This window comes from Streptomyces sp. NPDC001222 (assembly GCF_042896945.1).
In the GTDB taxonomy this organism is placed as follows: Bacteria; Actinomycetota; Actinomycetes; order Streptomycetales; family Streptomycetaceae; genus Streptomyces; species Streptomyces gibsoniae.
The window spans coordinates 570,362-594,504 of record NZ_JBIAXT010000001.1; the positions used below are offsets into that span (position 1 = coordinate 570,362).

Below are 24,143 nucleotides of genomic sequence, written 5' to 3' on the forward strand. Positions count from 1 at the left end.
GACGGGAACCCGTTGGAACCTGTCGGTAATGCCCCTGGGGTGTGCGGGTGCGCGGTCCTAGCGTGGGTGTCCGTTCCCGCGCCGGCCGGCCGCGCAGCCCGTAGCACTCCAGGAAGAGGCACCCCCATGCAGTACGTCATGCCGGTCGTCATCGGCGTCCTCTACGCGCTTGTGAACTCCCTGCTCCGCGAACCGCACCGACGGCGGTTCAACGCGCTGATGATCGCCGGGGCGGGCGCCGTCTACATCAGCGGCGGAGGGCTCGGGGGCTGGGAGCTCGCGTTCACCGCGCTCCTCACCTATGTCGCCTACCGGGGCCTGGAGTCCTGGACCTTCATCGGCATCGGCTGGCTGCTGCACACCGCGTGGGACGTCGTGCACCACTTCAAGGGCAGCCCCATCATCCCCTTCGCCCACAGCTCGTCGCTGGGCTGCGCGATCTGCGACCCGGTGATCGCCCTGTGGTGCCTGCGCGGCGGACCCTCGCTGCGCGAACTCGTCCGCGGCGGGCGGCCCGCCGTCCCGGACCGGTTCGCCGCTTGAACAACGCCCCCGAGTCTGGAGCATTGACGGCTCGTCAACACGCGCCTACGGTCGTCGCGTCGTACTTCATACGTCATATATGAGACGCGATACGCGACATATGAGAGGCGCGCGATGACGTCTGTGCCCGCACCGATCCCCTCCCGCACCCAGTTCGTGCTGGAGGGGATCAAGCACCGCATCCTCACCGGCCGGCTCACGCCCGGCCAGGCGCTGGTGGAGACCGAACTCGCCGCACAGTACGGGGTGTCCAAGACCCCCGTGCGCGAGGCGCTCAAGACCCTGGCCGGGACCGGGCTCGTCGTGATGAGTCAGTACAAGGGCGTCACGGTGCGCACGGTGGACGCCGACATGGCCCGCGAGGTCTACGACGTGCGGCTGCTGCTGGAGCCGGAGGCGCTGCGCCGGACGGTGCGCCGGGGCGCCCCGCTGGACGCCGCACTGGACGCGCTGCACCGGGCGGACGCGGCCGCCGACACCGCCGAACGCTCCCTGGCCAACCGGGAGTTCCACCGCGCCCTGTACACACCGTGCGGCAACCCGCTGCTCGGCCGGATGCTCGACGAGGTCCGCGACCAGGCCGCCCTCGTCTCCGCCGTCGCCTGGGCCGCCGACCCCTCCTGGCAGCGGGAGGCCGCCGAGCACCGGCGGATCCTGCGGCTGGCCCTGGAGGGCGACGCCGAGGGAGCGGCCACCGCCCTGCACGCCCATATCGCCTCGTTCGTCCGACGGGCCTTCCCCGAGGCCGGCACCCAGGGAGAGGACGGTCCGGCATGACCACCACGTTCACCACCCGGCGCGCGGCCCTGGCCGGCGTGGTGGCGATCCCGGTGACCCCGTTCGCCGAGGACGGCTCCGTGGACCGGGACGCCCATCGCACCCTGCTGCGCCGGCTGCTCGACGCCGGGGTCACCACCGTGACCCCGGGCGGCAACACCGGTGAGTTCTACGCCCTCACCCCCGAGGAGCGGCGCCTGGTCACGGAACTGACAGTGGCGGAGGCGGGGGAACGGGCCGCGGTCCTCGTCGGAGTGGGGCACGACGTGCCCACCGCGGTCGCCTCCGCCCGGCACGCCCGCGAGCTGGGCGTGGCGATGGTGATGGTGCACCAGCCCGTCCATCCCTACCTCTCGCCCGGCGGCTGGGTGGACTACCACCGGGCCGTCGCCGAGGCCGTGCCCGAGCTGGGCGTGGTCCCCTACATCCGTGCCGCGCAGCTGCCCGGCGCCCGGCTCGCCGAGCTGGCCGACCGCTGCCCGAACGTCATCGGCGCGAAGTACGCCGTCCCCGACGCCGTCCGCTTCGCCGCCTTCGCCCGGGACGCCGGGCTGGAGCGCTTCACCTGGGTGGCGGGCCTCGCCGAGCCGTACGCCCCCTCGTACTTCTCGGCCGGCGCCGGTGGATTCACCTCCGGGCTCGTGAACGTCGCCCCGGCCCTCTCCCTCGCCATGCTCGACGCGTTGCGGTCCGGTGACCACCCGGGCGCCATGAAGGTCTGGGAGCGGATCCGCCGCTTCGAGGAACTGCGCGCCGCGAACGGCTCCGCCGACAACGTCAGCGTCGTCAAGGAGGCCCTCGCCTCGCTCGGCCTGTGCCGCCGCGATGTGCGCCCGCCGAGCACACCGCTGCCCGAGGAGACGCGCGCCGAGGTCGCCGCCATCGTCGCCGGGTGGCCGGTATGAGCCTTTCCAGGAGGCGTCCGGAGGACCTCAGAAGCCACCAGTGGTACGGCACGGACGGGCTGCGCTCCTTCAGCCACCGGGCCCGCACCCGTCAGCTCGGCTATCTGCCCGAGGAGCACCTGGGCAAGCCGGTCGTCGCGATCCTCAACACCTGGTCGGACATCAACCCCTGTCACGTCCACCTCCGCGAGCGCGCCCAGGCCGTGAAGCGGGGTGTGTGGCAGGCGGGCGGTTTCCCGCTGGAGTTCCCGGTCGCCACGCTCAGCGAGACCTTCCAGAAGCCGACCCCGATGCTCTACCGCAATCTGCTCGCGATGGAGACCGAGGAACTCCTGCGGTCCTACCCGGTCGACGGGGCCGTGCTGATGGGCGGCTGCGACAAGTCCACGCCCGCGCTCCTGATGGGCGCCGCCTCCGTCGACCTGCCCACCGTCTTCGTGCCGGCCGGTCCCATGCTGCCCGGCCACTGGCGGGGCGAGGTCCTCGGCTCCGGTACCGACATGTGGAAGTACTGGGACGACAAGCGTGCCGGGCTGCTCGGCGACTGCGAGATGGCGGAGCTGGAGAGCGGACTCGCGCGGTCGCCGGGGCACTGCATGACCATGGGGACGGCCTCGACGCTCACGGCCGCCGCCGAGGCGCTCGGCGTCACCGTGCCCGGCGCGTCCAGCATCCCGGCCGTCGACTCCGGCCATGAGCGGATGGCCGCCAGGGCCGGACAGACGATCGTGGAACTCGTCCACCAGGACCGGAGGCTGAGCCGGATCCTGACCCGCGAGGCCTTCGAGGACGCGGTCACCACCGTCCTGGGACTCGGCGGGTCGACCAACGCCGTGATCCATCTGATCGCCATGGCCGGCCGCGCCGGGGTCCGGCTCACCCTCGACGACTTCGACCGCATCGCCCGCACGGTCCCGGTGCTCGCCGACGTCCGCCCGGGCGGCCGGACCCATCTGATGGAGGACTTCCACTTCGCCGGCGGCCTGCCCGGGTTTCTCTCCCGCATCCCGGACCTGCTGCACCTGGACCGGCCGACGGTGTCGCACGACACCCTGCGCGAACAGATCGCCGGTGCGCGGGTGTACGACGGCGATGTCATCCGGCCCAGGGACAACCCGGTCGCGAGCGAGGGCGGGGTGGCCGTGCTGCGCGGCAACCTCTGCCCGGACGGCGCCGTCATCAAGCACATCGCCGCCGAGCCGCGGCTGCTCCGGCACACCGGCCGCGCGGTCGTCTTCGACGACTACCGGACCATGCAGCGGACCATCGACGACCCCTCCCTCGGCATCACCGCCGACAGTGTGCTGGTACTGCGCAACGCCGGCCCCAAGGGCGGCCCGGGGATGCCCGAGTACGGCATGCTGCCCATCCCCGGCCATCTGCTCAGACAGGGGGTGCGGGACATGGTGCGGATCTCCGACGCCCGGATGAGCGGCACCAGTTACGGCGCGTGTGTGCTGCATGTGGCACCCGAGTCGTATGTCGGGGGACCCCTGGCGCTGGTATGCACGGGGGACTCGATCACCCTGGACGTCGAGGCACGGACGCTGCGGCTCGATGTGGACGACGCGGAGCTGGAGCGCCGCAGGACACGGTGGACGCCGCCGCCCGAACGGTACGAGCGGGGCTACGGCGCGCTCTACGCCGACCAGATCACCCAGGCGGACACCGGGTGCGACTTCGCGTTCCTGGCGCGGCCCGGCAACGTGCCCGACCCGTACGCGGGGTGAATACCCCTCACCGAAGGTATCGATCGCGCAACGGACCTCGCGCTCGAAGGGGTGACGCGCGTAGAACACCTGTCATGCATAAGTCACTTCGTATCGCGGCCCTCGTTGCCGCCTGTGTCGTCGCCGGCGGGGCCCTGTACGGTGCCGGCGCGGCCACCGCCGGTCAGTCGACGGCGAACTCCACCCACGAGCCGTACAACATCGGGCTCCTGGTCAAGGACATCGACACCTACTACGGGGCCACGCTCGACAGCGGCGGCGTCTACCAGGCGTCTGCCGACAGCCCGTACGCCAAGGACCTGGCGCACATCGAGTCGTCCGCGGAGCGCTACATCGACAAGGCGGCTCGCAAGGCGCACCGCCACGGCGAGAAGCCCGCGGTCGTGTTCGACATCGACGACACGCTGCTGCTCAGCCTCGACTACGAGAAGAAGACCAACTACACGTACAACTCGGCCACCTGGGCCGCTTACGTGGGCAAGGCCGACCGCCCGGCCGTCCCCGGCACCCCGGCGCTCGTCCGGTACGCCGAGTCCAGGGGCGTCGAGGTCTTCTACAACTCGGGTCTGACGGAGGCCCAGCGCTCCGCCGCGGTCGAGAACCTGAAGAAGGTCGGCGCCGACATCGACCTCGACGCCGGCCACATGTTCCTCAAGGACGCGGCAAACCCGCCGTCGTACCTGAAGGACTGTGCCGCCCCGGGCAGCTGGAAGTGCACGACCGTCCAGTACAAGTCCGGCACGCGCGGGCACATCGAGGACCTCGGGTACGACATCATCGCCAACTTCGGCGACCAGTACTCGGACCTCGAGGGTGGCCACGCCGACCGCACGTACAAGCTGCCGAACCCGACGTACTTCGTCGGCTAGTCCTTCTCGTTCTTCGGCTCGCCTCGGCGAACGCCCCCGCCGGTCGTCACCGGCGGGGGCGTTTCCGCTGTCCGGCCGAGGGGGGCGTTGCCCGGGCCACCCCCGTCGATTCCGTAACACGCCGAAAACCTGAAACCGATGCGGCGAGGGAACAATCCAGCCAGCATCCCGCACCGGTTCACCAGGCAACGAGGAGTGTCGTCATGCCCGACGGACAGCAGGTGGTCGAACACGAACGCAGCGCCCCCCGAACGGAACGCTGTCGACCGGTTTTTCAGAATCTCGGAACGGGGCTCCACCTTCGGCCGTGAGATACGCGGCGGTTTCGCCACGTTCTTCACCATGGCCTACATACTTGTGCTGAACCCGATCATCCTCGGGAGCGGCAAGGACAAGTTCGGGCACCATCTGGACGCGGGCCAACTGGTCACCGCCACCGCCCTGGTGGCCTGTGTGATGACCGTCGTCATGGGCGTCGGCGGCAATCTGCCACTCGCCATCGCCGCGGGGCTCGGTCTCAACGCCGTCGTCGCCTTCCAGATCGCCCCGCTGATGAGCTGGCCCGACGCCATGGGCCTGGTGGTCATCGAGGGTGTGCTGATCTGTGTGCTGGTCGTCACCGGCCTCCGGGAGGCGATCATGAACGCGATCCCCCAGCAGCTCAAACAGGCCATCGGCGTCGGCATCGGCCTCTTCATCGCCTTCATCGGCTTCGTGGACGCCGGGTTCGTCAGCCGCGTCCCGGACGCCGCCGACACCACGGTGCCGGTACAGCTGGGTGCCGTCGGACGGCTGACCGGCTGGCCCGTGCTGGTGTTCTGCCTCGGTGTGCTGCTGACCATCGCCCTGCTCGCGCGCAAGGTCAAGGGCGCGATCCTGATCAGCATCGTGACCATGACGGTCGTCGCCATCGTCATCGACTCCGCGGCGGACATCAAGAGCTGGGGCCTGACCACCCCGAAGGTGCCCGACACGATCGTGGCCACTCCCGACTTCGGACTCCTCGGTCACTTCAGCCTGTTCGGCGCCTTCGGGAAGGCCGGGGCACTCACCGTCGTACTGCTGGTCTTCACGCTGATCCTGTCGGACTTCTTCGACGCGATGGGCACCATCGTCGGCATCAGCGCGGAGGCGGGGCTGCTCGACGAGAACGGCACGGTCCCGGGCATCGGCCGAGTCCTGTTCATCGACGGCGCGGCTGCGGTGGCCGGCGGTGTCGCCTCCGGCTCGTCCAACACCGCCTACATCGAGTCCGCGGCCGGTGTCGGCGAGGGCGCCCGCACCGGCTTCGCCAATCTGATCACCGGCGGCCTCTTCGGCCTCGCGCTCTTCCTCGCCCCGCTGCTGACGATCGTGCCGCTCCAGGCGGCAGCACCCGCCCTGATCGCCGTGGGCTTTCTGATGATGACGCACGTCAAGCACATCGACTGGGACCGGTACGAGATCGCCGTCCCGGCCTTCCTGACCATCGCCGCCATGCCGTTCACGTACTCGATCACCGACGGCATCGGTGCGGGGTTCCTGTCGTACGTCGTCGTCAAGACGGTCCTCGGCAAGGCCAAGGAGGTCAACTGGCTGCTGTGGGGAGTGTCGGCGCTGTTCCTCGTGTACTTCGCGATCGATCCGGTGGAGCAGCTGCTGGGCGTCAGGTGAGACGGGCGGACGGCCCCGGGGCGGGGCCGTCCCACCGGAGTCCTACTTCTTCAGCGCCGCCCGCATCATGGCCTGGGCGACCGGTGCCGCGAGCCCGTTGCCGCTGACCTCCGAGCGGGCCGCGTCCGACTGCTCGACCAGCACCGCGACGGCGACCTCCTTGCCGTTCGTGTCGGACTTGGCGTACGACGTGAACCAGGCGTACGGCGTCTTGCTGTTGTTCTCGCCGTGCTGGGCCGTACCCGTCTTGCCGCCCACCGTCGCGCCCGTGATCCGGGCGTTCGTGCCGGTGCCCTGCTCGACGACCGTCTGCATCGCGGACCGCAGCTGCGCTGCGGTCGAGGAGCTGATGATCCGCCGGTTCCCCGGGGCGTCGTCGTAGTTCTTGAGGACATCGCCACCGCTGTCGGTGATCTGCGCGACCATGTGCGGCGAGACCAGCTTTCCGTCGTTGGCTATCGCCGCCGACACCATGGCCATCTGCAACGGGGTGGCCGTGACATCGAACTGCCCGATGCCCGACAGGGCCGTCTGCGCCTGGTCCATGCCCTTGGGATACACGCTCGGGTACGCCCGCACCGGCACGTCCTGCTGGTCGTCGTCGAAGCCGAACTTGTCGGCCATCGCGCGGACCTTGTCCTGGCCGAGGTCGACGGCCATCTTGCCGAAGACGTTGTTGCACGAGTAGCGCAGGGCCACCCGGATCGGGGCGTCGGCACAGGGGGCGGCGGGGTTCTCGTTGGCCAGGGGGTGGGTCGAACCCGGCAGCCGGTAGGGGTTCGGGCTGTCCGTCTTCTGGTCCACCGAGGAGTACAGTCCGTCCTCCAGCGCGGCCGCCGCGACGACCAGCTTGAACGTCGAGCCCGGCGGCAGCGGCTGGCGCAGCGCACGGTTGGTGAGGGGTTTGTCCGGGTCGCTGTTCAGCTGCTTCCAGGCCGCTCCGGCGGCGTTGGCGTCGGTGAGCGAGGACGGGTCGTAGGACGGGGTCGACACGACCGCGAGGATCCGGCCGGTGGCGGGGTCGATCGCGACGGCCGCACCCTTCTTGTCGCCCAGCGCCCGGTAGGCCGCTTTCTGCACGTCCGGGTCGAGGGTCGTCACCACGTTGCCCGGGTCGGCCCGTTTGGCGGTGACCGTGTCCAGGACGGTCTTGAGGCGGGTGTCCGTGCCGTTGAGCACGTCCTGGTAGATGCCCTCCAGCTGGGTCGGCGCGTAACTCTGCGAGGCGTAGCCCGTCACCGCCGCGTACAGCTTGCCGTCCGTGTACGTGCGTCGGTACGCGAGGTCACTGCCGTCTGTCCGTGCCGAGCCCGTGACCGACCGGCCGCCCACGATGATGTTTCCGAGCGGCCCCGCGTAGGTCTGGATCGCGTTCCGCCGGTTGTCCTTGTCGTCTGCAAGCGCCTTGCCGTCGTAGAACTGCAACCAGGTGGCCCTGACCAGCAGAGAGACCACAAGGAGCAGCGTGAAGACGGATGCGCGTCTGATCGTCTTGTTCATCCCGCCCGGAAGACGAACGGGATCGGGTGGAACGTTCCCTTCCGCCCCGCTTTCTCATCGGGACTTCATCAAGGGACCGGCCCCCACCTTCAGAACAAGGGGCCGGTCCTCACGCCCTCACGCCTTCAGAACGAGGACGATCTCCTCGATCTCCTCCCCGCGGGCGTGGGCGTACCCCGTGGCCCGGGCAGTCTCCTCGAAGCCGCACTTGCCGAGGACCCGGGCGGAGGCCACGTTGTCGGCGGCGGCACGGGCGTACAGCGGACGCTCCGGGATCTCCTCCAGCAGCATCCGCAGGGCGGCCGTCGCGATGCCCCGGCCCCACAGGGCGCGGTCGATCCAGTACGTCACCTCGCGCTCGCCCGGTTCGCCGTACACCGCCGCCGTGCCCACCACGTCACCGTCCGCCAGGACCGTGCGCACATCGACGTCACCTGAGTCCCGCAGCCGTGCCCAGTGGGCGTCGAAGCCGGACCGGTCGGCCGGGTCCTCGGGGGTGAACGCGGCCATCCGGAGCGCCACGGGGTCGTTCAGCTGCCGATAGAAGACCGGCAGATCGCTGTCGTGGACCTCGCGCAGCACGACCTCCATGTCACAGCCTCCGCGTCGCCAGCGTCAGCCGGTCCCGGGCGTCGAAGAGCGCATCCTTGATCATCTGTTCGTGCGCCGGGGTCAGCCGGGCCACCGGAACCGAGCAGCTGATCGCGTCGCGGGCCGGGGTGCGATAGGGGATGGCGACCCCGAAGCAGCGCAGCCCGAGCGTGTTCTCCTCGCGGTCGACCGCGTAGCCCTGCTCACGGACCTGGTGCAGCTCCTCGATGAGCTTCTCACGGTCCGTGATGGTGTGCTCGGTCAGTGCGGGGAGCGTCTCGGGGAGCATCTTGCGCACCTGCTCGTCCGGGTAGGTGCTCAGCAGCGCCTTGCCCAGGGAGGTCGAGTGGGCGGGCAGCCGGCGGCCGACCCGGGTGAACGGCCGCAGATAGTGCTGCGACTGGCGGGTCGCGAGGTACACCACGTTCGTGCCGTCCAGCCGCGCCAGGTGGATCGTCTCCGTCGTGTCGTCCGACAGCCGGTCCAGGGTGGGGCGGGCCGCCGCCACCACCTCGTCGCCGTCGATGTACGACGTGCCCACCAGCAGCGCCCGCACCCCGATGCCGTAGCGCGTGCCGGTCGCGTCCGTCTCCACCCAGCCCAGCTCCACGAGTGTGCGCAGCAGCATGTACAGGCTGGACTTCGGATAGCCCACCGCCTCCTGGACCGCGGCCAGGGAGTGCATTCCGGGGCGTCCGGCGAAATACTCGAGCAACTCGACCGTCCGCACCGCGGACTTGACCTGTGCTCCGCCGCCTGTCTCGCCTGCCGACATCGCCCTTGACCCCTTCGTTCGACGGGAAGCCGGAGATATAGTCTCCGAGCAGCATATTCATCATCAGAGACAGCGTTCAGTATATCGAACGCCGCTGATGGCTGACGGACGAACTGCGGCATGACAACTGGAGGACCCGCCGTGGCAGCAGCACCAGTCTGGAGCGTCGACCCCCGAACCGGGAAGCAGCGGGAACAGGTTGCGATCGAGGCCACGGCCGAGGCGGTGGACGCCGCCGTCCGCGCGGCCCACGCCGCGCGGGGAGCCCTCGCCGACCGCACGGTCCGAGCCGCCTTTCTGCGTACCGCGGCCGACCAGTTGCAGGCCGCGGGGGACCGGCTCGTCGAGACCGCCGACGCCGAGAGCGCGCTCGGCCCGGCCCGCCTCACCGGCGAACTTGCCCGCACCTGCTACCAGTTGCGGGCCTTCGCGGACATCGTCGACGAGGGCGCCTTCCTCGACGTGATCATCAACCACCCCGACGACACCGCGACCCCGCCGATCCCTGACCTGCGGCGCTACAAGGTCCCCCTCGGCGTCGTCGCCGTCTACTCCGCCTCCAACTTCCCCTTCGCCTTCTCGGTCGCCGGTGGGGACACCGCGAGCGCGCTGGCCGCCGGCTGCCCGGTGGTCGTCAAGGCCCACCCGGACCACCCGGCCCTGTCCGGGCAGGTCGCGGCGGTCCTGCGCGAGGCCGCCGCCGAGCACGGCATCCCGGAGGGCGTCGTCGGGCTCGTCCACGGCTTCGAGGCGGGCGTCGAGCTCGTCCGGCATCCGCTGGTGGCGGCCGCCGGGTTCACCGGGTCCGTGCGCGGTGGCCGGGCGCTCTTCGACGCGGCGGCCGCGCGCCCCGTGCCGATCCCGTTCCACGGCGAGCTGGGCTCGCTCAACCCGGTCCTGGTCACGGAGGCGGCGGCCGCCGAGCGTGCCGAGGCGATCGGGACGGGGCTCGCGGGCTCGATGACCCTGGGCGTCGGCCAGTTCTGTGTGAAGCCCGGTCTGGTCCTCGCCCCCACCGGCGCGGCGGGCGACCGGCTGGTGAAGTCCCTGACGGAGGCCGTCGGCGGCGCCGGGGCCGGAGTCCTGCTGGACCACCGTATGCGGGAGAACTTCCTCAGCGGCATCGCCGAGCGCGCCGGACTGCCGGACGTGGAGACCCCGGTGACGCCGGGCGCGGGCGGCGAGCACACGGTGAGCCCGGGATTCCTGACCGTCCCGGCCGCGAAGCTGACCGCCGAGGGCGCCTACGACCTGCTGCTGGAGGAGTGCTTCGGGCCGGTCACCGTGGTGGCCCGGTACGAGGACGACTCCGAGGCGCACACCGTGCTGTCCCGTCTGCCCGGCAACCTCACGGCGACCGTGCATCTGTCCACGCAGGAGGCCGCCGGTGCGGGCCGCGGCGCGGAGATCCTCGCGGAGCTGACCCCGCTCGCGGGCCGTGTCCTGGTGAACGGCTGGCCGACCGGGGTGGCGGTGGCGCCAGCCCAGCACCACGGCGGCCCCTACCCGGCCACGACCTCCACCTCCACCTCGGTCGGCGGCACGGCGATCGAGCGCTGGATGCGGCCGGTCGCGTACCAGGGCGCCCCCGAGGCGCTGCTTCCGCCGGAGCTGCGGGACGACAACCCGCTGGGGCTGCCGCGACGGTTCGACGGGCGGCTGGAGCGCTGACCGGTTTCGGACGGGCGGGGCGTGCGCGGTCCTCCGCGCGGCGCCCCGCCTTTCCGAAAGGACGAGCTCCCCGTCAGGACCTGGGAGACTCTCCCCATGGACCTCGAACTTCCCGAACTCCCCTTCCTGCTGCGCACCTACGGACCCGGTGGCAACTGGTCCTACGAGGACGGGGTCCTCACCGGCTGGGCGGGGGCCCGGCAGGATCGTTTCGTTCCGCCCACCGGTGAGGGACTGGACCCGGCCTCGGACGCGCCCCGGCTGCTCGGCGCGCCCGAGGGCGACTTCCAGCTGATCGCCCGGGTCACGGTCGGCTTCAACGCGTCCTTCGACGCGGGCGTGCTCTATGTGCACGTGGGGGAGCGGGCGTGGGCCAAGCTGTGCCTGGAGTACTCGCCGGACGTGCCCACGGTCTGCACGGTGGTGACGCGTGACCACTCCGACGACGCGAACTCCTTCACCGTGGAGAGCAGTTCGGTGTGGCTCCGGGTCAGCCGCACGGGCCGGGCGTTCGCCTTCCACGCCTCCCGGGACGGGCAGCGGTGGACGTTCGTCAGGCTGTTCACCCTGGCGGAGGAGAAGGAGACGGGTGCGGCCCTGGTGGGCTTCATGACGCAGTCGCCGGTGGGGGAGGGGTGCGTGGTCACCTTCGACCACCTGGAATACCGGAACTCCTGGCCGGAGAGCCTGCGGGACGGTTCCTGACGCGCCACCCCCCTCGGGGGTGAGCCTGCCGGTCCGCGGTGAGCCGGCCGGGAACCTTCCCCGGCCGCGGCACGTCCTCCGTTGCATGATCGAAGACCGTGTGACCGGACGCCGGGTGATCCGTACCGCGCTGTCCGCCGACACGCAGGCCGTCGCCGCACTGCACGCACGGGCCCGGGCGACGTACTACCCGGACGGACTGCCGCAGGACGGCATCGACTGGCCCGCAGCCTGGCTGAGCGCCGTCCGGCGGCCGGACGGCCAGGTGCTGTGCTTCGTGGAACAGGGCCGTATCGTCGGCGTCGCCTCCTTCCGTGTCCCGGAGGGCTCCCCCGGGCGGACCGTCAAGCTCTTCCAGTTCCATGTCGACCCCGACCACTGGCGCCGGGGTGTCGGCAGTGAGCTGCACGCGGCCTGCGTCGAGGCGTGGCAGGCGGACGGCAGGCGCACGGCCGTCCTCGACGTGCATGTGGACAACCGGCGCGCCCAGGCCTTCTACGCCCGTCACGGCTGGCTCCCCGACCCGGAGAACCCGCCCGCCGAGGGTGCTCACCACCTGTTCCTCCGCTACGCCGTGCCAGGGGAATGAAACCGGTCGCTTGAACGTTCACTTACGTTCGCGGGGGAGGTCTCCGCGGCCGTACGACCTGGAGAGAAGCCGAAGACATGCGCGTGGAGATCTGGTCCGACATCGCTTGCCCGTGGTGTTATGTCGGAAAGGCCCGCTTCGAGAAGGCGCTCCAGGCCTTCCCCCACCGCGACGAGGTCGAGGTGGTGCACCGCTCCTTCGAACTGGATCCGCACCGCGCCAAGGACGACGTCCAGCCGGTTCTCACGATGCTGTCCAAGAAGTACGGCATGAGCCAGGCACAGGCGCAGGCCGGGGAGGACAACCTGGGCGCGCAGGCCGCCGCCGAGGGCCTGGAGTACCGCACCACCGGCCGTGACCACGGCAACACCTTCGACATGCACCGGCTGCTGCACCTCGCCAAGGAGCAGGGCCGGCAGGACGAGCTGATCCAGATCCTGTACCGGGCGAACTTCGCCGAGGAGCGCTCCGTCTTCTCCGAGGGCGACGAGCGGCTGGTGGAGCTGGCCGTGGAGGCCGGACTCGACACCGAGGACGTCCGCCGGGTGCTCGCCGACCCCACCGCCTACGCGGACGCCGTGCGCGCCGACGAGCGCGAGGCCGCCGAGCTGGGTGCGAACGGTGTGCCGTTCTTCGTCCTGGACCGCAAGTACGGCGTCTCCGGTGCCCAGCCCGCCGAGCTCTTCGCCCAGGCGCTCACCCAGGCCTGGGGCGAGCGCTCCCCGCTGCGGCTGATCGAGGACGGCGGAGCGGAGGCCTGCGGCCCGGACGGGTGCGCGGTTCCGCAGAGCTGAGCGAAGACCCAGGTCACGGCGGTCGCATAAGCGTTCCTTCGGGGAACTGCGTAGGAACCCGCGATGGACTGTGACTTCTCCGGGCCGCAGAGTGGTCTCATGGAGACCTTCGAGACCCTCGTCCGGACCGAGTTCGCCCCGAAGAACACCTATCTGAACACCGCGAGCACCGGGCTGCTGCCCGCCCGCACGGTGGCCGCCATGCACACCGCCGTGGAGTCGTCGGCCGCCGGGCAGCCGACCGACATGTTCGCCGACGTCGAGGCCACCCGCGCCTCCTTCGCCCGGCTGGCCGGGGTCCCCGCCGGCCGGGTGGCGGCCGGGGCCTCGGTCGCCGTCTACACCGGCCTGATCGCCGCCTCGCTGCCCGAGGGGGCCGAGGTGCTCACCGCCGAGGGCGACTTCAGCTCCGTGGTGAACCCCTTCCACGTCCGCCGCGATCTGAAGGTGCGCAGTGTGCCCCTGGAGCAGATCGCCGAGGCCGTGCGGCCCGGCACGGCGCTGGTCGCCGTGAGCGCCGCCCAGTCGGCGGACGGCCGGATCGCGGACCTGCCCGCGATCCGCGCCGCGGCCCGGGAGCACGGGGCACGTACCTACATCGACGCGTCACAGGCCGCCGGCTGGCTGGACCTCGACGCGGGCGCGAACGACTATGTCGCAGCCGTCGCCTTCAAATGGCTGCTGTGCCCCCGGGGCGTGGCCTTCCTGATCGTCCCGGAGGACCTCGGGGGCCTCAGCCCGCTGTTCGCCGGCTGGGTCGCGGGGGAGCGGCCCTGGGACAGCTGTTACGGCCCGATCGACGAACTCGCCCATTCCGCCCGGCGGTTCGACGAGAGCCCCGCGCTCTTCTCCTACGCCGGCGCCCGCCGCTCCCTCGAACTCCTGGAGGAACTCGGGGTGGACGCCGTACGCGCCCATGACCTCGCGCTCGCCGAGCGTTTCCGCACCGGCCTCGGCTCGCTCGGCCATGAGCCGCTCCCCGCGCCGGCCTCCCCGATCGTCTCTGTGCCGGGACTCGGCCGGAGGCAGGGCGAGTTGAGCGGGAAGGGTATCGAGGTCTCCGACCGCGCGGGCAGTCTTCGCGCCGCCTTCCACCTGTACAACACGCCGGAGGACGTCGAACGGCTGCTGGGAGCGCTGGCCGGATGAGAACCGGGCCCGGGCCTCCCGTCCCACACGAGGAGGCCCGGCCCGGCGGTCAGAGCGGCGCCGACATCGGCTCAGCGCACCGGAGTGAAGTCCCGCGCGCCGATGAACTCGGGACGTCGCACCGGTGCCGCGAAGGGCTCCACCGCCGCGTTCTCCACGCTGTTGAACACGATGAAGACGTTGCTGCGCGGGAACGGGGTGATGTTGTCCCCCGAGCCGTGCATGCAGTTGCAGTCGAACCAGGTCGCCGAACCGGCCTTGCCCGTGAACAGCTTGATGCCGTACCGGCCCGCCATCTCGGTGAGCGCCTCGTCGGAGGGCGTGCCCGCGTCCTGCATCTGCAGCGACTTCTTGTAGTTGTCCTTCGGCGTGGCCCCGGCACACCCCAGGAACGTCCGGTGCGAGCCCGGCATGATCATGAGCCCACCGTTGGTGTCGTGGTTCTCGGTCAGGGCGATCGAGACGGACACTGTCCGCATGTTCGGCAGACCGTCCTCGGCGTGCCAGGTCTCGAAGTCGGAGTGCCAGTAGAAGCCGCTGGCGCCGAAGCCCGGCTTGACGTTGATCCGCGACTGGTGGACGTACACGTCCGAGCCGAGGATCTGCCGCGCCCGCCCGACCACGCGCTCGTCGCGGACCAGCCGCGCGAACACCTCGCTGATCCGGTGGACCTCGAAGACGGACCGGATCTCCTTCGACTTCGGCTCCACGATCGACCGCTCGTCGGCGCGGATCGCCGGGTCGGAGACTAGCCGCTCCAGCTCACGGTGGTAGACCTCGACCTCGTCCGGGGTGATCAGCTGGTCGACGGCGAGGAAGCCGTCACGCTCGTACGCCTGGAGGTCGGTGGTCGAGGCCGGGCCGGGCGTGTCGGGGGAGCCCCAGACGACCGGGTCCTGACGGGGGACGGACACCTCGGTGGTGCCGCGGCTGGGGTACAGATCGGTGGTGGTCACGGTCACTTCACACCTCCTCGGTCAGCAGCGGGTAGACGCCGTTCTCGTCGTGGTCCTCCCGTCCGGTGACGGGCGGGTTGAACACGCAGATGCAGCGGAAGTCCTCCTTGACGCGCAGCGTGTGCCGCTCGTGTCCGTCCAGGAGGTACATGGTGCCGGGAGTGATCGAGTACGTCTTCCCGGTCTCGTGGTCGGTGAGTTCGGCCTCGCCCTCTACGCAGACGACGGCCTCGATGTGGTTGGCGTACCACATCGACGTCTCCGTGCCCGCGTACAGGACCGTCTCGTGGACGGAGAAGCCGACCCGCTCCTTGGCGAGGACGATGCGTTTGCTCTCCCAGGTCCCGGACGCCGCCTTCACATGCCGGTCGGTGCCTTCGATGTCCTTGAACGAGCGGACGATCACGGTGGTGTTCTTCCTTCTTGCTAGACGGTTTCCCGGACGGCGCGGGCGAGGACGCTCATGCCCTCGTCCAGTTCCTCCGGGCTGATGGTGAGGGCGGGCAGCAGCTTGGCGACCTCGCTCTCGGGGCCCGAGGTCTCCACGAGCAGCCCGAGCTCGAAGGCGCGGTTCGCGACCCGCCCGGCGCGCTGCTTGTCGTGGAACTCCAGGCCCCACACCAGCCCGCGCCCGCGGTACTCCTTGACGTCGGCGAGGTTCTCCTCGGTGATCGAGATCAGCCACTGCTCGATCTGCTCGCCGCGCGCCCGGGTCTGCTTCTCCATGGCGGATCCGTCGGCCCAGTACATCTCCAGGGCGGCGGTGGCCGTGACGAACGCGGGGTTGTTCCCGCGGAACGTGCCGTTGTGCTCGCCCGGCTCCCAGATGTCCAGCTCGGGCTTGAACAGGCACAGCGACATGGGCAGCCCGTAGCCGCTGATGGACTTGGACACGGTGACGATGTCCGGCACGATCCCGGCCTCCTCGAAGGAGAAGAAGGCGCCGGTACGGCCGCAGCCCATCTGGATGTCGTCGACGATCAGCAGCATGTCACGGCGTGCGCACAGATCGGCGAGCGCCCGCAGCCACTCGGGCCGGGCCACGTTGATGCCGCCCTCGCCCTGCACGGTCTCGACGATCACGGCCGCCGGGCGGTTGAGCCCCGAGCCCTGGTCCTCAAGCAGCCGCTCGAACCACAGGAAGTCCGGGACCTTGCCGTCCAGGTAGTGGTCGAAGGGCATGGGGGTCCCATGCACCAGGGGAATCCCGGCCCCGGCGCGCTTGAAGGCGTTGCCGGTGACGGCCAGGGAGCCCAGGGACATCCCGTGGAAGGCGTTGGTGAAGGACACGATGGCCTCGCGCCCCTTCACCTTCCGGGCCAGTTTGAGGGCGGACTCGACCGCGTTGGTGCCCGTGGGCCCCGGGAACATGACCTTGTACGGCAGATCGCGGGGGCGCAGCACGAGGTCCTGGAACGTCTGGAGGAACGACCGTTTGGCGACGGTGGACATGTCCAGACCGTGGGTGAGGCCGTCCCGCTCCAGGTAGTCGATCAACGCCCGTTTGAGCACGGGGTTGTTGTGGCCGTAGTTGAGGGAGCCCGCACCGGCGAAGAAGTCCAGGTACTCGTGGCCGTCCTCGTCGTACATACGGCTGCCCTGCGCGCGGTCGAAGACGGTGGGCCAGCCGCGGCAGTAGCTGCGCACCTCCGACTCGAGAGTCTCGAAGACACTGAGGTCCGGCTGGGTGATGGTCACGGCGAAATCGCTCCTCGTGCGTGGGGGGAGGGAGTGTGTCCGGGGAGTGCGGAGTGCGGGGCCCGGGGTGCCGGTGGGCGGTCCGGGATCGTGGGGGTCAGACGGACAGGGGACCGATGCGGTAGAGCACCTCGGGGTCGTGGGGTGCGTCGGGGAACTGGCCCCGTTCGAAGAGGACCTCCGTCTCGACGGCCGCGCCGTGGCGCCGGGCGTACGAGCTGAACAGGCGCTCGGAGGCGGTGTTGCCCGGGGTGATCGTCGTCTCGATCGCGGTGACCCCGTGCTCGGCCGCGACCCGTTCCGTCAGCCCGTCCAGCAGCCGTGCCGCGAGCCCGCGCCCGCGCTGGTCGGCGTCCACCGCCACCTGCCACACCAGAAGGGTGTGCGGGCGGTCGGGCCGGAGGTAGGCGGTGACGAAACCGACGGGGCGGCCGTCGGGGCCGCTGCGTGCCACGGCCGAGGTGCCGGCGAAGTCACGGCACCACAGCAGATAGCTGTAGGAGGAGTTCAGGTCGAGTTGTCCGGAATCCCTGGCGATGCGCCAGAGCGCGGCCCCGTCCGCCACCTCCGGACGGTCGATCCGGGGCTCCTCCGGCTTTTCCAGAAATTCCGCTTGCAGGTCTGCTTGTGCGGCGGTCATGCCGTTGGAACTTACCCAGCGAAATGGAAAATTGCATCGCCGAATTCGGTTACGGACGGGCAGCACATGTGTTATCACGCGGGCGCGTGCGGGCGTGCGAGATCGATGGCGGTTTTGCCGGGTATGTGTGGAAGATATCGTGACAAAAAGGGTGCGGTGTGGAGTCGGTCACATCCGTGTAATCATCACGGGATCTGCTCGAATTGTGCCGCTCCGCGTTCGCAGAATCTTTGCGTTTAGGTTCGGGAAGAGCGGGCAGAAGAATGCTGGGTTCTATCCTCGCGCGAATTCGATAATTGCGCGTAAAGATTCCGGGCGCAATGCCTATTAGGTTCGCGTTGTCCGGGGGAGGCGACATACTCGGGAAAACACGCCTCCGTTCCCGCCCTCTGGCTCGGGGAGAGGGCGGGAGCGGAGGTGGGGCGGGAGGCGGTGCCGTCCGTCGTCAGTCCTGCGGCCAGGCCTCGGCCGCCGCCTGCCGGGCCGCCGCCAGGTCCACCGTGGCCCCGGACTCGCGCAGCGCGGCCCCCAGCGCGGCCAGGCTCGCCCCGACGACCTCGGGCGTCGCGTCGGCCCCGTAGTGGTTGACCCGGATCATCTCCTTCGCCAGCACGCCTCCACCCGCGGCCAGCGGCAGCGCGGGCTCCGACCTGAGCGCCGCGGCGACCAGCTCCGACGCGACCACCCCGGACGGAGCCCGCAGCGTCGTGGCGACCGGTGCCGCCTCCGCGTCCCGGTGCACGAACGGCTCCAGACCCCCGCCCAGCGCCAGCGCGCCGGCCCGGGTGGCCGCGGCGGCGGACCGGTGCCGGCCCGTCACGATGTCCAGGCCCTCCGTCTCGATCCGCTCGACGCACGCCTCCAGGGCCAGCATCTCCAGCTGGGCGGGCGCATGCAGCAGCGCGGAGCGGCCGCCGTCGATCCAGCGCTCCTTCCAGTCCAGGAGCGACAGATACGAGCGGCGCGGCGCCTCCGGGTTCGCCGCCATCCGGGCCCACGCCCGCTCGCTCACCGACACCGCCGAGACTCCGGCGGGCCCGCCCATGGCCTTCTGGGCCCCGATGACGCACAGGTCCACGCCCCAGGCGTCCGGCAGCACCGGCTCCGCGCCGATGGACGCGACGGCGTCCAGATAGAACAGCGCGCCGTGCTCCCGCACCACCGCGCCGATCTCCTCGACCGGGTTGGTGTTGCCGGTGGCCGCCTCCGCGTGCACCAGCGACACGAAGTCGATCTCCGGGTGCTCGGCGAGGGCCCCGCGGATCTGCGCCGCCGTGACCGCCGTGTGGAACGGCACGGCCAGGTCGTGCACGGTCGCCCCGCAGTCCCGCAGCCAGTCGCCGAAGGTCTGCCCGTAGGGGCCGGTGATCACGTTCAGTGCCGTCGTGCCGGGCCCGGCGCATCCGCGGATCGCGCCCTCCAGCGGCAGCAGCGCCTCGCCCTGCATGATCACGACGTTCTGCTCGGTGGACATGAGCCGTGCCACACCGTCCTCGATCGAGGCGAAGCGGTCGGCGCTCAGCGGAGGGAGGTCCAGGAAGGGGTGCGTCACGGCGGTGCTCTCTTCGGTCACGGGTGGATCGCGGGGTGGATCACCAGGGGGATCGCGGGGTAGATCGCGGGAGTGGACGGGTCGAGCGTACCGGCGGGTCTTTCACCCTTTCGGCTGGTTGGTTCTTAGGTCGGACGACCTTGGAGCCATCGGAATAATTTGAGAGACCCAAACATCTCCTTATAATCGGAACCCGCACACCACCCCACACCCCCACAGAGAGGTCCCCCGTGAAGACGCTCCTCGGGCGCCGGGCCCGCTTCCTGGCCGCCATCACCGCGACGGCCGGCGCCGTGCTCGTGGCCGGCTGCACCTCCAGCGGCAGCGGCGGCGCAGGCAAGTCGGCCGCCGGCGGGGTCGACCTCGTCAAGGCGGGTCAGATCACGACCTGCACGCACCTGCCGTACCCGCCCTTCCAGTCCGAGATCAACGGCAAGGTGCAGGGCTTCGACGTCTCGCTGATCGACCTGGTCGCCAAGGACCTCGGGGTGAAGCAGCAGATCCTCGACACGCCCTTCGAGAACTTCAAGACCGGCGCGTTCCTCAACTCCGGCGAGTGCGACGTGGCCGCGGCCGGCATGACCATCACCCCCGAGCGCAAGAAGAACGTCGACTTCTCCGACCCGTACTTCGACGCCACCCAGGCGGTCCTGGTCGACAAGAAGAGCGGCGTCAGCTCGCTGGCCGACCTGAAGGCCAAGGGCAGGAAGCTCGGCGCCCAGGCCCAGACCACGGGTGAGGACTACGCCAGGAAGCAGGGCTTCGACCCCATCTCCTTCGAGTCCTCCGACGCCGTCATCAACGGTCTGCGCACCGGCCAGGTACAGGCCGTCATCATCGACTACCCGGTCGTCCAGGGCTGGCTCAAGGACAAGGCCAACGCGGACGCCTTCAAGGTGGTCGACAACCTCAACACCGGTGAGCAGTACGGCTTCACGGTGAAGAAGGGCAACAAGAAGCTGCTCGCCGCCGTGAACAAGGCGATCGCCGGAGCCAAGGCCGACGGCACGTACAAGAAGCTGTACGAGCAGTGGATCGGCCCGTACACCCCGTCCGTCGCCTCGCCGTCGGCCTCATGAGCGACTCCACGGACACGGCCGTCCCGACCCTCGCGCCGCGCAGGACGGGCCTGACCCGACGCCAGAAGCGCAGGCTCTCGCGCGGCCTGCAGTACACCGTCTTCGTCGCCGCCGTGATCGCTCTGGCGGTCTCGGCGGACTGGGGGCGGCTGCAGAACCAGTTCGCGCAGGCGGACATCGCGAAGCAGATGTTCCCCGACGTCATCACGCTGGCGTTGAAGAACACCGTGCTCTACACCCTGTCCGGCTTCGTCGTCGGCCTGGTGCTCGGCATGGTCATCGCGTTGATGCGGCTGTCGTCCGTGGGTCCCTACCGGTGGGTCGCCGGCATCTACATCGAGATCTTCCGCGGTCTGCCCGCCCTGCTGATCTTCATCTTCGTCGGCGTCGCCGTGCCGCTGGCCTTCCCCGGGACGGAGATCGTCGGCGGCACCTACGGCAAGGTGGCCCTCGCGCTCGGCCTGGTGTCGGCGGCCTATATGGCGGAGACCATCCGCGCGGGCATCCAGGCGGTGCCCAAGGGGCAGCTGGAGGCGGCCCGTTCGCTGGGCTTCTCGCCCGCCCGGGCCATGGTCTCGATCATCATTCCCCAGGCGTTCCGGATCATCCTCCCGCCGCTGACCAACGAGCTGGTCCTGCTCTTCAAGGACTCCTCGCTGGTGCTGTTCCTCGGCGTCACCCTGGAGGAGCGCGAACTGTCCAAGTTCGGCCGCGACCTGGCCAGCCAGACCGCCAACTCCACCCCGATCCTGGTGGCCGGCCTGTGCTATCTGCTGGTCACGATCCCGCTCGGCTTCGTCGTACGCCGTATGGAGGCCAAGGCCCAGGAGGCCGTCAAGTGAGCCGTACCCCAGAGATCCGGATCCAGGACCTGCACAAGTCCTTCGGCGACAACGAGGTGCTGCGCGGCATCGACCTGGAGATCGGCCAGGGCGAGGTGGTCTGTGTCATCGGCCCGTCCGGCTCCGGCAAGTCCACCCTGCTGCGCTGCGTGAACCTCCTGGAGGAGCCCACCCGGGGGCAGGTCTTCGTCGGCGGTACCGAGCTGACGGATCCCGACGTGGACATCGACGCCGCACGCCGCCGCATCGGCATGGTGTTCCAGCAGTTCAACCTGTTCCCGCACCTCACGGTGACCGAGAACCTCGCGCTGCCGCAGCGCCGCGTCCTCAAGCGGGACAAGGCGCAGGCCGCGCGGATCGCCGCCGAGAACCTGCGGCGCGTGGGCCTCGCCGAGAAGGCGGACGCCTACCCCTCCTCCCTCTCCGGCGGCCAGCAGCAGCGCGTGGCGATAGCCCGCGCGCTCGCCATGGGCCCCGAGGTGATGCTCTTCGACGAGCCGACCTCCGCGCTCGACCCCGAGCTGGTGGGCGACGTGCTCGCCGTGATGCGGATGCTCGCCCACGAGGGCATGACGATGATGGTCGTCACCCACGAGATGTCCTTCGCCCGGGAGGTCGCCGATCGGGTCGTCTTCATGGACGGTGGTGTGGTCGTCGAGGACGGCACCCCCGACCAGGTCATCGGCGCCCCCCGGCACGAGCGCACCCGCCACTTCCTGGCCCGGCTGCTCGACCCCGCGATGGCCGAGGTGGAGGAGGGGACCTCCGACCGGGCCGGTGGGAAGGCGTAGCGGGCGGACTAGGGTGCGGTACATGAGCGATCACGCGGTACTGCACGTGAAGGGGCGGGTGCTCGTCGGGCCGGAGGAGGTCCGGGACGAGCTGTGGGTGATCGACGGCCGGGTCTCCTACCACCGGCCGTCCGGGGCCCGGGACGTCCGTACCGTCGAGGGCTGGGCGCTGCCCGGTCTCGTCGACGCGCACTGCCATGTCGGCCTCGACACCCATGGACCGGTCTCCGAGGACGTCGCCGAGAAGCAGGCGCTCACCGACCGGGACGCCGGCACCCTGCTGATCCGGGACGCGGGGTCCCCGTCGGACACCCGCTGGATCGACGACCGCGACGACCTGCCGAAGATCATCCGGGCCGGCCGGCACATCGCGCGCACCCGCCGCTACATCCGCAACTACGCCTGGGAGATCGAGCCCGAGGACCTGGTCGCCCATGTCGCCCAGGAGGCCCGGCGCGGCGACGGCTGGGTCAAGCTCGTCGGCGACTGGATCGACCGGGACGCCGGGGACCTGACCGCCTGCTGGCCGCGCGAGGCGGTCCGGGCGGCGATCGAGGAGGCGCACCGGCTGGGAGCGCGGGTCACCGCGCACTGTTTCGCGGAGGACTCGCTGCGCGATCTGGTCGAGGCGGGCATCGACTGCATCGAGCACGCGACGGGCCTCACGGAGGAGACGATCCCGCTGTTCGCGGAGCGGGGCGTCGCGATCGTCCCGACCCTGGTGAACATCGCGACCTTCCCACAGCTCGCCCGGGGCGGGGAGAGCAAGTTCCCGCGCTGGTCGGCTCATATGCGTCAGCTCCACGAGCGGCGCTACGACACCGTGCGCGCCGCCTACGACGCCGGGATCCCCGTGTACGTCGGCACCGACGCGGGCGGTTCGCTGGCGCACGGTCTGGTGGCCGGCGAGGTGGCCGAGCTGGTGACGGCGGGCATCCCGCCGGTGGCCGCCCTGTCCGCGACCGCGTGGGGCGCGCGGCGGTGGCTGGGTCGGCCCGGCCTGGAGGAGGGGGCGGCGGCGGACCTCGTGGTGTACGAGGCGGACCCCCGCGCGGACGTCCGGGTGCTGGCGGCGCCGCGGCGCGTGGTGCTGAACGGGCGGATCGCCGGTTAGGGGGCCCACGGGGAGCTGATCGGGTCTGGGCCGGCCGGGGCGCCCACGACCACGCGCGCCCCCTCGCGCCCCCGGTGTGGGGGATGCCCGGGAGACGCGGGTGAACAGACGTGCCGTCGTTTTCGAAAAAACGCGCGAAACATCCACGATGGGGTGAAGTCGTCCCGTATCGCTGACGGTGTGCTCGCGGTGCCGCGATTCTTTCCGGGTCCCAAGCCTGACGTACCTGGGGGTCCCACCCGTGAACGGCACCACTTCCCGCCTGCCCGCCCGCCGACTGGCCACCGTCGCACTGGCCACCGCCCTGGCCGCCGGTCCCACCGTGCTCGTCGGCGCCGGTTCCGCCGCCGCCACCGAGAACCATGGGCGGGCGAGCGCGGCCGTCCTGCGCACCGGACTGGAGGTGTCCCTGGTCAACAAGACGGTGAACGTCCCGCTCACCGCGTCCCTCAACGCCGTGGAGGCGCCGGACAGCGCGGATCGCACCGCCCTGTCGGCCCGGCTCGACGGCGTCGACGGCGGCCAGCCGTTCAATGTGCTCACCGCCGACGTCGCCACGGCGAACGCCACGGTGACCGCGACCAGGGCGGAGGGCTCCACCCGTCTCGCGCACGCCCGGGTCCATGTGCCCGGACTGCCCCTGCTGTCCCTGATCGAGGTCGACGGCGTCACCTCGAAGGCCGTGTGCGAGGCCGGGAAGAAGCCGGTCGCCACGGCGAACCTGCTGGGCGCGGTGACGGTGCTCGGCCGCAAGGTGAGGGTGACGGCGGGCGGCCCCTCCGACGTGAAGGTCCCCGGTGTCGGAGAGGTCCGGCTGGAGGTGTCGCCGACCAGCACGACGTCACGGACGGCGGCGGCCGCGGCGCTGCGGCTGACGGTGACCGTGAACCCGCTGAAGCTGAACGTGGCGGAGGTGCAGGGGACCATGACGCTGGGCGGTGTCACCTGTGAGGCACCCGGGGCCCCTGCCACGGACGGCGGCGCCTCCGCGACCCCGACCGCGGACGGCGGCGCACCGGCGGCCCCCACCGACTCCGGCACCCACCCCGCCGAGGACCTGAAGCCGCAGGGGGCGCCCGTGAGGAAGTCCGGGCTCGCGGAGACCGGAGCGAGCACGGTGACCCCGTACGTCCTGGGCGGCGCGGTCGTCCTGCTCGTGGCGGGCGGGGGAGCGGTGGGCCTGGCACGCCGCCGACGCGGCTGACCTCAGTCCGGCGCCG

24 protein-coding genes are annotated in these 24,143 nt (G+C 70.6%); 16 read left to right on the top strand and 8 right to left on the bottom strand.

Annotation, left to right across the window (positions count from 1 at the left end; all coding sequences use genetic code 11):
* Nucleotides 1-126 precede the first annotated feature (126 nt).
* The 6 genes from ACFY2Z_RS02610 to ACFY2Z_RS02635 all read left to right on the top strand — a co-directional run bounded on the left by ACFY2Z_RS02610 (nucleotide 127) and on the right by ACFY2Z_RS02635 (nucleotide 6,477).
* On the top strand, nucleotides 127-543 hold the full coding sequence (locus tag ACFY2Z_RS02610; RefSeq protein ID WP_390742326.1) for a DUF6010 family protein: 417 nt from the start codon (nucleotides 127-129) through the stop codon (nucleotides 541-543).
* 114 nt (nucleotides 544-657) lie between these two features.
* Nucleotides 658-1,320, top strand: a complete 663-nt coding sequence (locus tag ACFY2Z_RS02615) for a GntR family transcriptional regulator (RefSeq protein WP_390742327.1) — start codon at nucleotides 658-660, stop codon at nucleotides 1,318-1,320.
* Nucleotides 1,317-2,225: a dihydrodipicolinate synthase family protein gene (locus tag ACFY2Z_RS02620; protein ID WP_390742328.1), complete on the top strand. Its 909-nt coding sequence runs from the start codon at nucleotides 1,317-1,319 to the stop codon at nucleotides 2,223-2,225. Before ACFY2Z_RS02615 ends, ACFY2Z_RS02620 begins: the two co-directional genes overlap by 4 nt.
* Nucleotides 2,222-3,955 (top strand): L-arabinonate dehydratase, encoded by a 1,734-nt coding sequence (araD, locus tag ACFY2Z_RS02625; RefSeq protein WP_390742329.1) that lies wholly within the window; start codon nucleotides 2,222-2,224, stop codon nucleotides 3,953-3,955. The genes ACFY2Z_RS02620 and araD overlap by 4 nt, the downstream gene beginning before the upstream one ends.
* A 74-nt stretch (nucleotides 3,956-4,029) precedes the next feature.
* On the top strand, nucleotides 4,030-4,824 hold the full coding sequence (locus tag ACFY2Z_RS02630) for an HAD family acid phosphatase (RefSeq protein WP_390742330.1): 795 nt from the start codon (nucleotides 4,030-4,032) through the stop codon (nucleotides 4,822-4,824).
* 342 nt (nucleotides 4,825-5,166) lie between these two features.
* Nucleotides 5,167-6,477, top strand: coding sequence for an NCS2 family permease (locus tag ACFY2Z_RS02635; RefSeq protein WP_390742331.1), 1,311 nt, complete (start codon nucleotides 5,167-5,169; stop codon nucleotides 6,475-6,477).
* A gap of 42 nt (nucleotides 6,478-6,519) precedes the next feature.
* On the opposite strand, the gene ACFY2Z_RS02640 is transcribed toward ACFY2Z_RS02635, so the two are convergent.
* From ACFY2Z_RS02640 to ACFY2Z_RS02650, 3 genes are all read right to left on the bottom strand, one after another.
* A complete protein-coding gene (locus tag ACFY2Z_RS02640; protein WP_390742332.1) occupies nucleotides 6,520-7,977 on the bottom strand; it encodes a peptidoglycan D,D-transpeptidase FtsI family protein in 1,458 nt (485 codons plus the stop codon).
* A gap of 117 nt (nucleotides 7,978-8,094) precedes the next feature.
* Nucleotides 8,095-8,568 (bottom strand): GNAT family N-acetyltransferase, encoded by a 474-nt coding sequence (locus ACFY2Z_RS02645; protein WP_390742333.1) that lies wholly within the window; start codon nucleotides 8,566-8,568, stop codon nucleotides 8,095-8,097.
* Nucleotide 8,569: 1 nt separating this feature from the next.
* Complete coding sequence (locus ACFY2Z_RS02650; RefSeq protein WP_311700487.1) at nucleotides 8,570-9,343, bottom strand: IclR family transcriptional regulator; 774 nt, start codon at nucleotides 9,341-9,343, stop codon at nucleotides 8,570-8,572.
* Between the two features lie 141 nt (nucleotides 9,344-9,484).
* Between ACFY2Z_RS02650 and ACFY2Z_RS02655 the strand changes: the two genes are divergently transcribed.
* The 5 genes from ACFY2Z_RS02655 to ACFY2Z_RS02675 all read left to right on the top strand — a co-directional run bounded on the left by ACFY2Z_RS02655 (nucleotide 9,485) and on the right by ACFY2Z_RS02675 (nucleotide 14,251).
* Nucleotides 9,485-11,014 (top strand): aldehyde dehydrogenase (NADP(+)), encoded by a 1,530-nt coding sequence (locus tag ACFY2Z_RS02655; protein WP_390742334.1) that lies wholly within the window; start codon nucleotides 9,485-9,487, stop codon nucleotides 11,012-11,014.
* 96 nt (nucleotides 11,015-11,110) lie between these two features.
* Nucleotides 11,111-11,719, top strand: a complete 609-nt coding sequence (locus ACFY2Z_RS02660) for a DUF1349 domain-containing protein (RefSeq protein WP_390742335.1) — start codon at nucleotides 11,111-11,113, stop codon at nucleotides 11,717-11,719.
* A gap of 85 nt (nucleotides 11,720-11,804) precedes the next feature.
* Nucleotides 11,805-12,308, top strand: coding sequence for a GNAT family N-acetyltransferase (locus tag ACFY2Z_RS02665; RefSeq protein ID WP_390742336.1), 504 nt, complete (start codon nucleotides 11,805-11,807; stop codon nucleotides 12,306-12,308).
* A 77-nt stretch (nucleotides 12,309-12,385) separates the two neighbouring features.
* Entirely contained in the window at nucleotides 12,386-13,102 is a 717-nt protein-coding gene (locus ACFY2Z_RS02670) for a DsbA family oxidoreductase (protein ID WP_390742337.1), read from the top strand.
* A gap of 99 nt (nucleotides 13,103-13,201) precedes the next feature.
* Nucleotides 13,202-14,251: an aminotransferase class V-fold PLP-dependent enzyme gene (locus ACFY2Z_RS02675; protein WP_390742338.1), complete on the top strand. Its 1,050-nt coding sequence runs from the start codon at nucleotides 13,202-13,204 to the stop codon at nucleotides 14,249-14,251.
* 71 nt (nucleotides 14,252-14,322) lie between these two features.
* Here ACFY2Z_RS02675 and thpD read toward each other — a convergent pair whose 3' ends face one another.
* The 5 genes from thpD to ACFY2Z_RS02700 form a co-directional block, all read right to left on the bottom strand.
* On the bottom strand, nucleotides 14,323-15,213 hold the full coding sequence (gene thpD / locus ACFY2Z_RS02680; RefSeq protein ID WP_390742339.1) for an ectoine hydroxylase: 891 nt from the start codon (nucleotides 15,211-15,213) through the stop codon (nucleotides 14,323-14,325).
* Between the two features lies 1 nt (nucleotide 15,214).
* Nucleotides 15,215-15,613, bottom strand: coding sequence for an ectoine synthase (locus ACFY2Z_RS02685; protein ID WP_390742340.1), 399 nt, complete (start codon nucleotides 15,611-15,613; stop codon nucleotides 15,215-15,217).
* A gap of 20 nt (nucleotides 15,614-15,633) precedes the next feature.
* Nucleotides 15,634-16,905, bottom strand: coding sequence for a diaminobutyrate--2-oxoglutarate transaminase (gene ectB, locus ACFY2Z_RS02690; protein WP_390742341.1), 1,272 nt, complete (start codon nucleotides 16,903-16,905; stop codon nucleotides 15,634-15,636).
* A gap of 97 nt (nucleotides 16,906-17,002) precedes the next feature.
* Nucleotides 17,003-17,545 (bottom strand): diaminobutyrate acetyltransferase, encoded by a 543-nt coding sequence (gene ectA, locus ACFY2Z_RS02695; RefSeq protein WP_390742342.1) that lies wholly within the window; start codon nucleotides 17,543-17,545, stop codon nucleotides 17,003-17,005.
* Between the two features lie 445 nt (nucleotides 17,546-17,990).
* Complete coding sequence (locus tag ACFY2Z_RS02700) at nucleotides 17,991-19,097, bottom strand: pyridoxal-phosphate-dependent aminotransferase family protein (RefSeq protein ID WP_390742431.1); 1,107 nt, start codon at nucleotides 19,095-19,097, stop codon at nucleotides 17,991-17,993.
* 230 nt (nucleotides 19,098-19,327) lie between these two features.
* On the opposite strand from ACFY2Z_RS02700, the gene ACFY2Z_RS02705 reads away from it, so the two are divergent.
* The 5 genes from ACFY2Z_RS02705 (at nucleotide 19,328) to ACFY2Z_RS02725 (ending at nucleotide 24,127) form a co-directional block, all read left to right on the top strand.
* On the top strand, nucleotides 19,328-20,176 hold the full coding sequence (locus tag ACFY2Z_RS02705) for a transporter substrate-binding domain-containing protein (protein ID WP_390742343.1): 849 nt from the start codon (nucleotides 19,328-19,330) through the stop codon (nucleotides 20,174-20,176).
* Nucleotides 20,173-21,018, top strand: coding sequence for an amino acid ABC transporter permease (locus ACFY2Z_RS02710; RefSeq protein WP_390742344.1), 846 nt, complete (start codon nucleotides 20,173-20,175; stop codon nucleotides 21,016-21,018). The genes ACFY2Z_RS02705 and ACFY2Z_RS02710 overlap by 4 nt, the downstream gene beginning before the upstream one ends.
* The gene (locus tag ACFY2Z_RS02715) at nucleotides 21,015-21,809 is read left to right on the top strand and encodes an amino acid ABC transporter ATP-binding protein (RefSeq protein WP_390742345.1); all 795 of its coding nucleotides are present in this window, start codon (nucleotides 21,015-21,017) and stop codon (nucleotides 21,807-21,809) included. Before ACFY2Z_RS02710 ends, ACFY2Z_RS02715 begins: the two co-directional genes overlap by 4 nt.
* A gap of 22 nt (nucleotides 21,810-21,831) precedes the next feature.
* Nucleotides 21,832-22,923: an amidohydrolase family protein gene (locus tag ACFY2Z_RS02720; RefSeq protein ID WP_390742346.1), complete on the top strand. Its 1,092-nt coding sequence runs from the start codon at nucleotides 21,832-21,834 to the stop codon at nucleotides 22,921-22,923.
* Nucleotides 22,924-23,164: 241 nt separating this feature from the next.
* Nucleotides 23,165-24,127: an SCO1860 family LAETG-anchored protein gene (locus ACFY2Z_RS02725; RefSeq protein ID WP_390742347.1), complete on the top strand. Its 963-nt coding sequence runs from the start codon at nucleotides 23,165-23,167 to the stop codon at nucleotides 24,125-24,127.
* The last annotated feature ends 16 nt before the right edge of the window (nucleotides 24,128-24,143 follow it).

Coding starts and splice junctions, on each gene's coding strand:
- ACFY2Z_RS02610 (WP_390742326.1), top strand. CDS start 127: ATGCAGTACGTCATGCCGGTCGTCATCGGCGTCCTCTACGCGCTTGTG.
- ACFY2Z_RS02615 (WP_390742327.1), top strand. CDS start 658: ATGACGTCTGTGCCCGCACCGATCCCCTCCCGCACCCAGTTCGTGCTG.
- ACFY2Z_RS02620 (WP_390742328.1), top strand. CDS start 1,317: ATGACCACCACGTTCACCACCCGGCGCGCGGCCCTGGCCGGCGTGGTG.
- araD (WP_390742329.1), top strand. CDS start 2,222: ATGAGCCTTTCCAGGAGGCGTCCGGAGGACCTCAGAAGCCACCAGTGG.
- ACFY2Z_RS02630 (WP_390742330.1), top strand. CDS start 4,030: ATGCATAAGTCACTTCGTATCGCGGCCCTCGTTGCCGCCTGTGTCGTC.
- ACFY2Z_RS02635 (WP_390742331.1), top strand. CDS start 5,167: ATGGCCTACATACTTGTGCTGAACCCGATCATCCTCGGGAGCGGCAAG.
- ACFY2Z_RS02640 (WP_390742332.1), bottom strand. CDS start 7,977: ATGAACAAGACGATCAGACGCGCATCCGTCTTCACGCTGCTCCTTGTG.
- ACFY2Z_RS02645 (WP_390742333.1), bottom strand. CDS start 8,568: ATGGAGGTCGTGCTGCGCGAGGTCCACGACAGCGATCTGCCGGTCTTC.
- ACFY2Z_RS02650 (WP_311700487.1), bottom strand. CDS start 9,343: ATGTCGGCAGGCGAGACAGGCGGCGGAGCACAGGTCAAGTCCGCGGTG.
- ACFY2Z_RS02660 (WP_390742335.1), top strand. CDS start 11,111: ATGGACCTCGAACTTCCCGAACTCCCCTTCCTGCTGCGCACCTACGGA.
- ACFY2Z_RS02665 (WP_390742336.1), top strand. CDS start 11,805: ATGATCGAAGACCGTGTGACCGGACGCCGGGTGATCCGTACCGCGCTG.
- ACFY2Z_RS02670 (WP_390742337.1), top strand. CDS start 12,386: ATGCGCGTGGAGATCTGGTCCGACATCGCTTGCCCGTGGTGTTATGTC.
- ACFY2Z_RS02675 (WP_390742338.1), top strand. CDS start 13,202: ATGGAGACCTTCGAGACCCTCGTCCGGACCGAGTTCGCCCCGAAGAAC.
- ectA (WP_390742342.1), bottom strand. CDS start 17,545: ATGACCGCCGCACAAGCAGACCTGCAAGCGGAATTTCTGGAAAAGCCG.
- ACFY2Z_RS02710 (WP_390742344.1), top strand. CDS start 20,173: ATGAGCGACTCCACGGACACGGCCGTCCCGACCCTCGCGCCGCGCAGG.
- ACFY2Z_RS02720 (WP_390742346.1), top strand. CDS start 21,832: ATGAGCGATCACGCGGTACTGCACGTGAAGGGGCGGGTGCTCGTCGGG.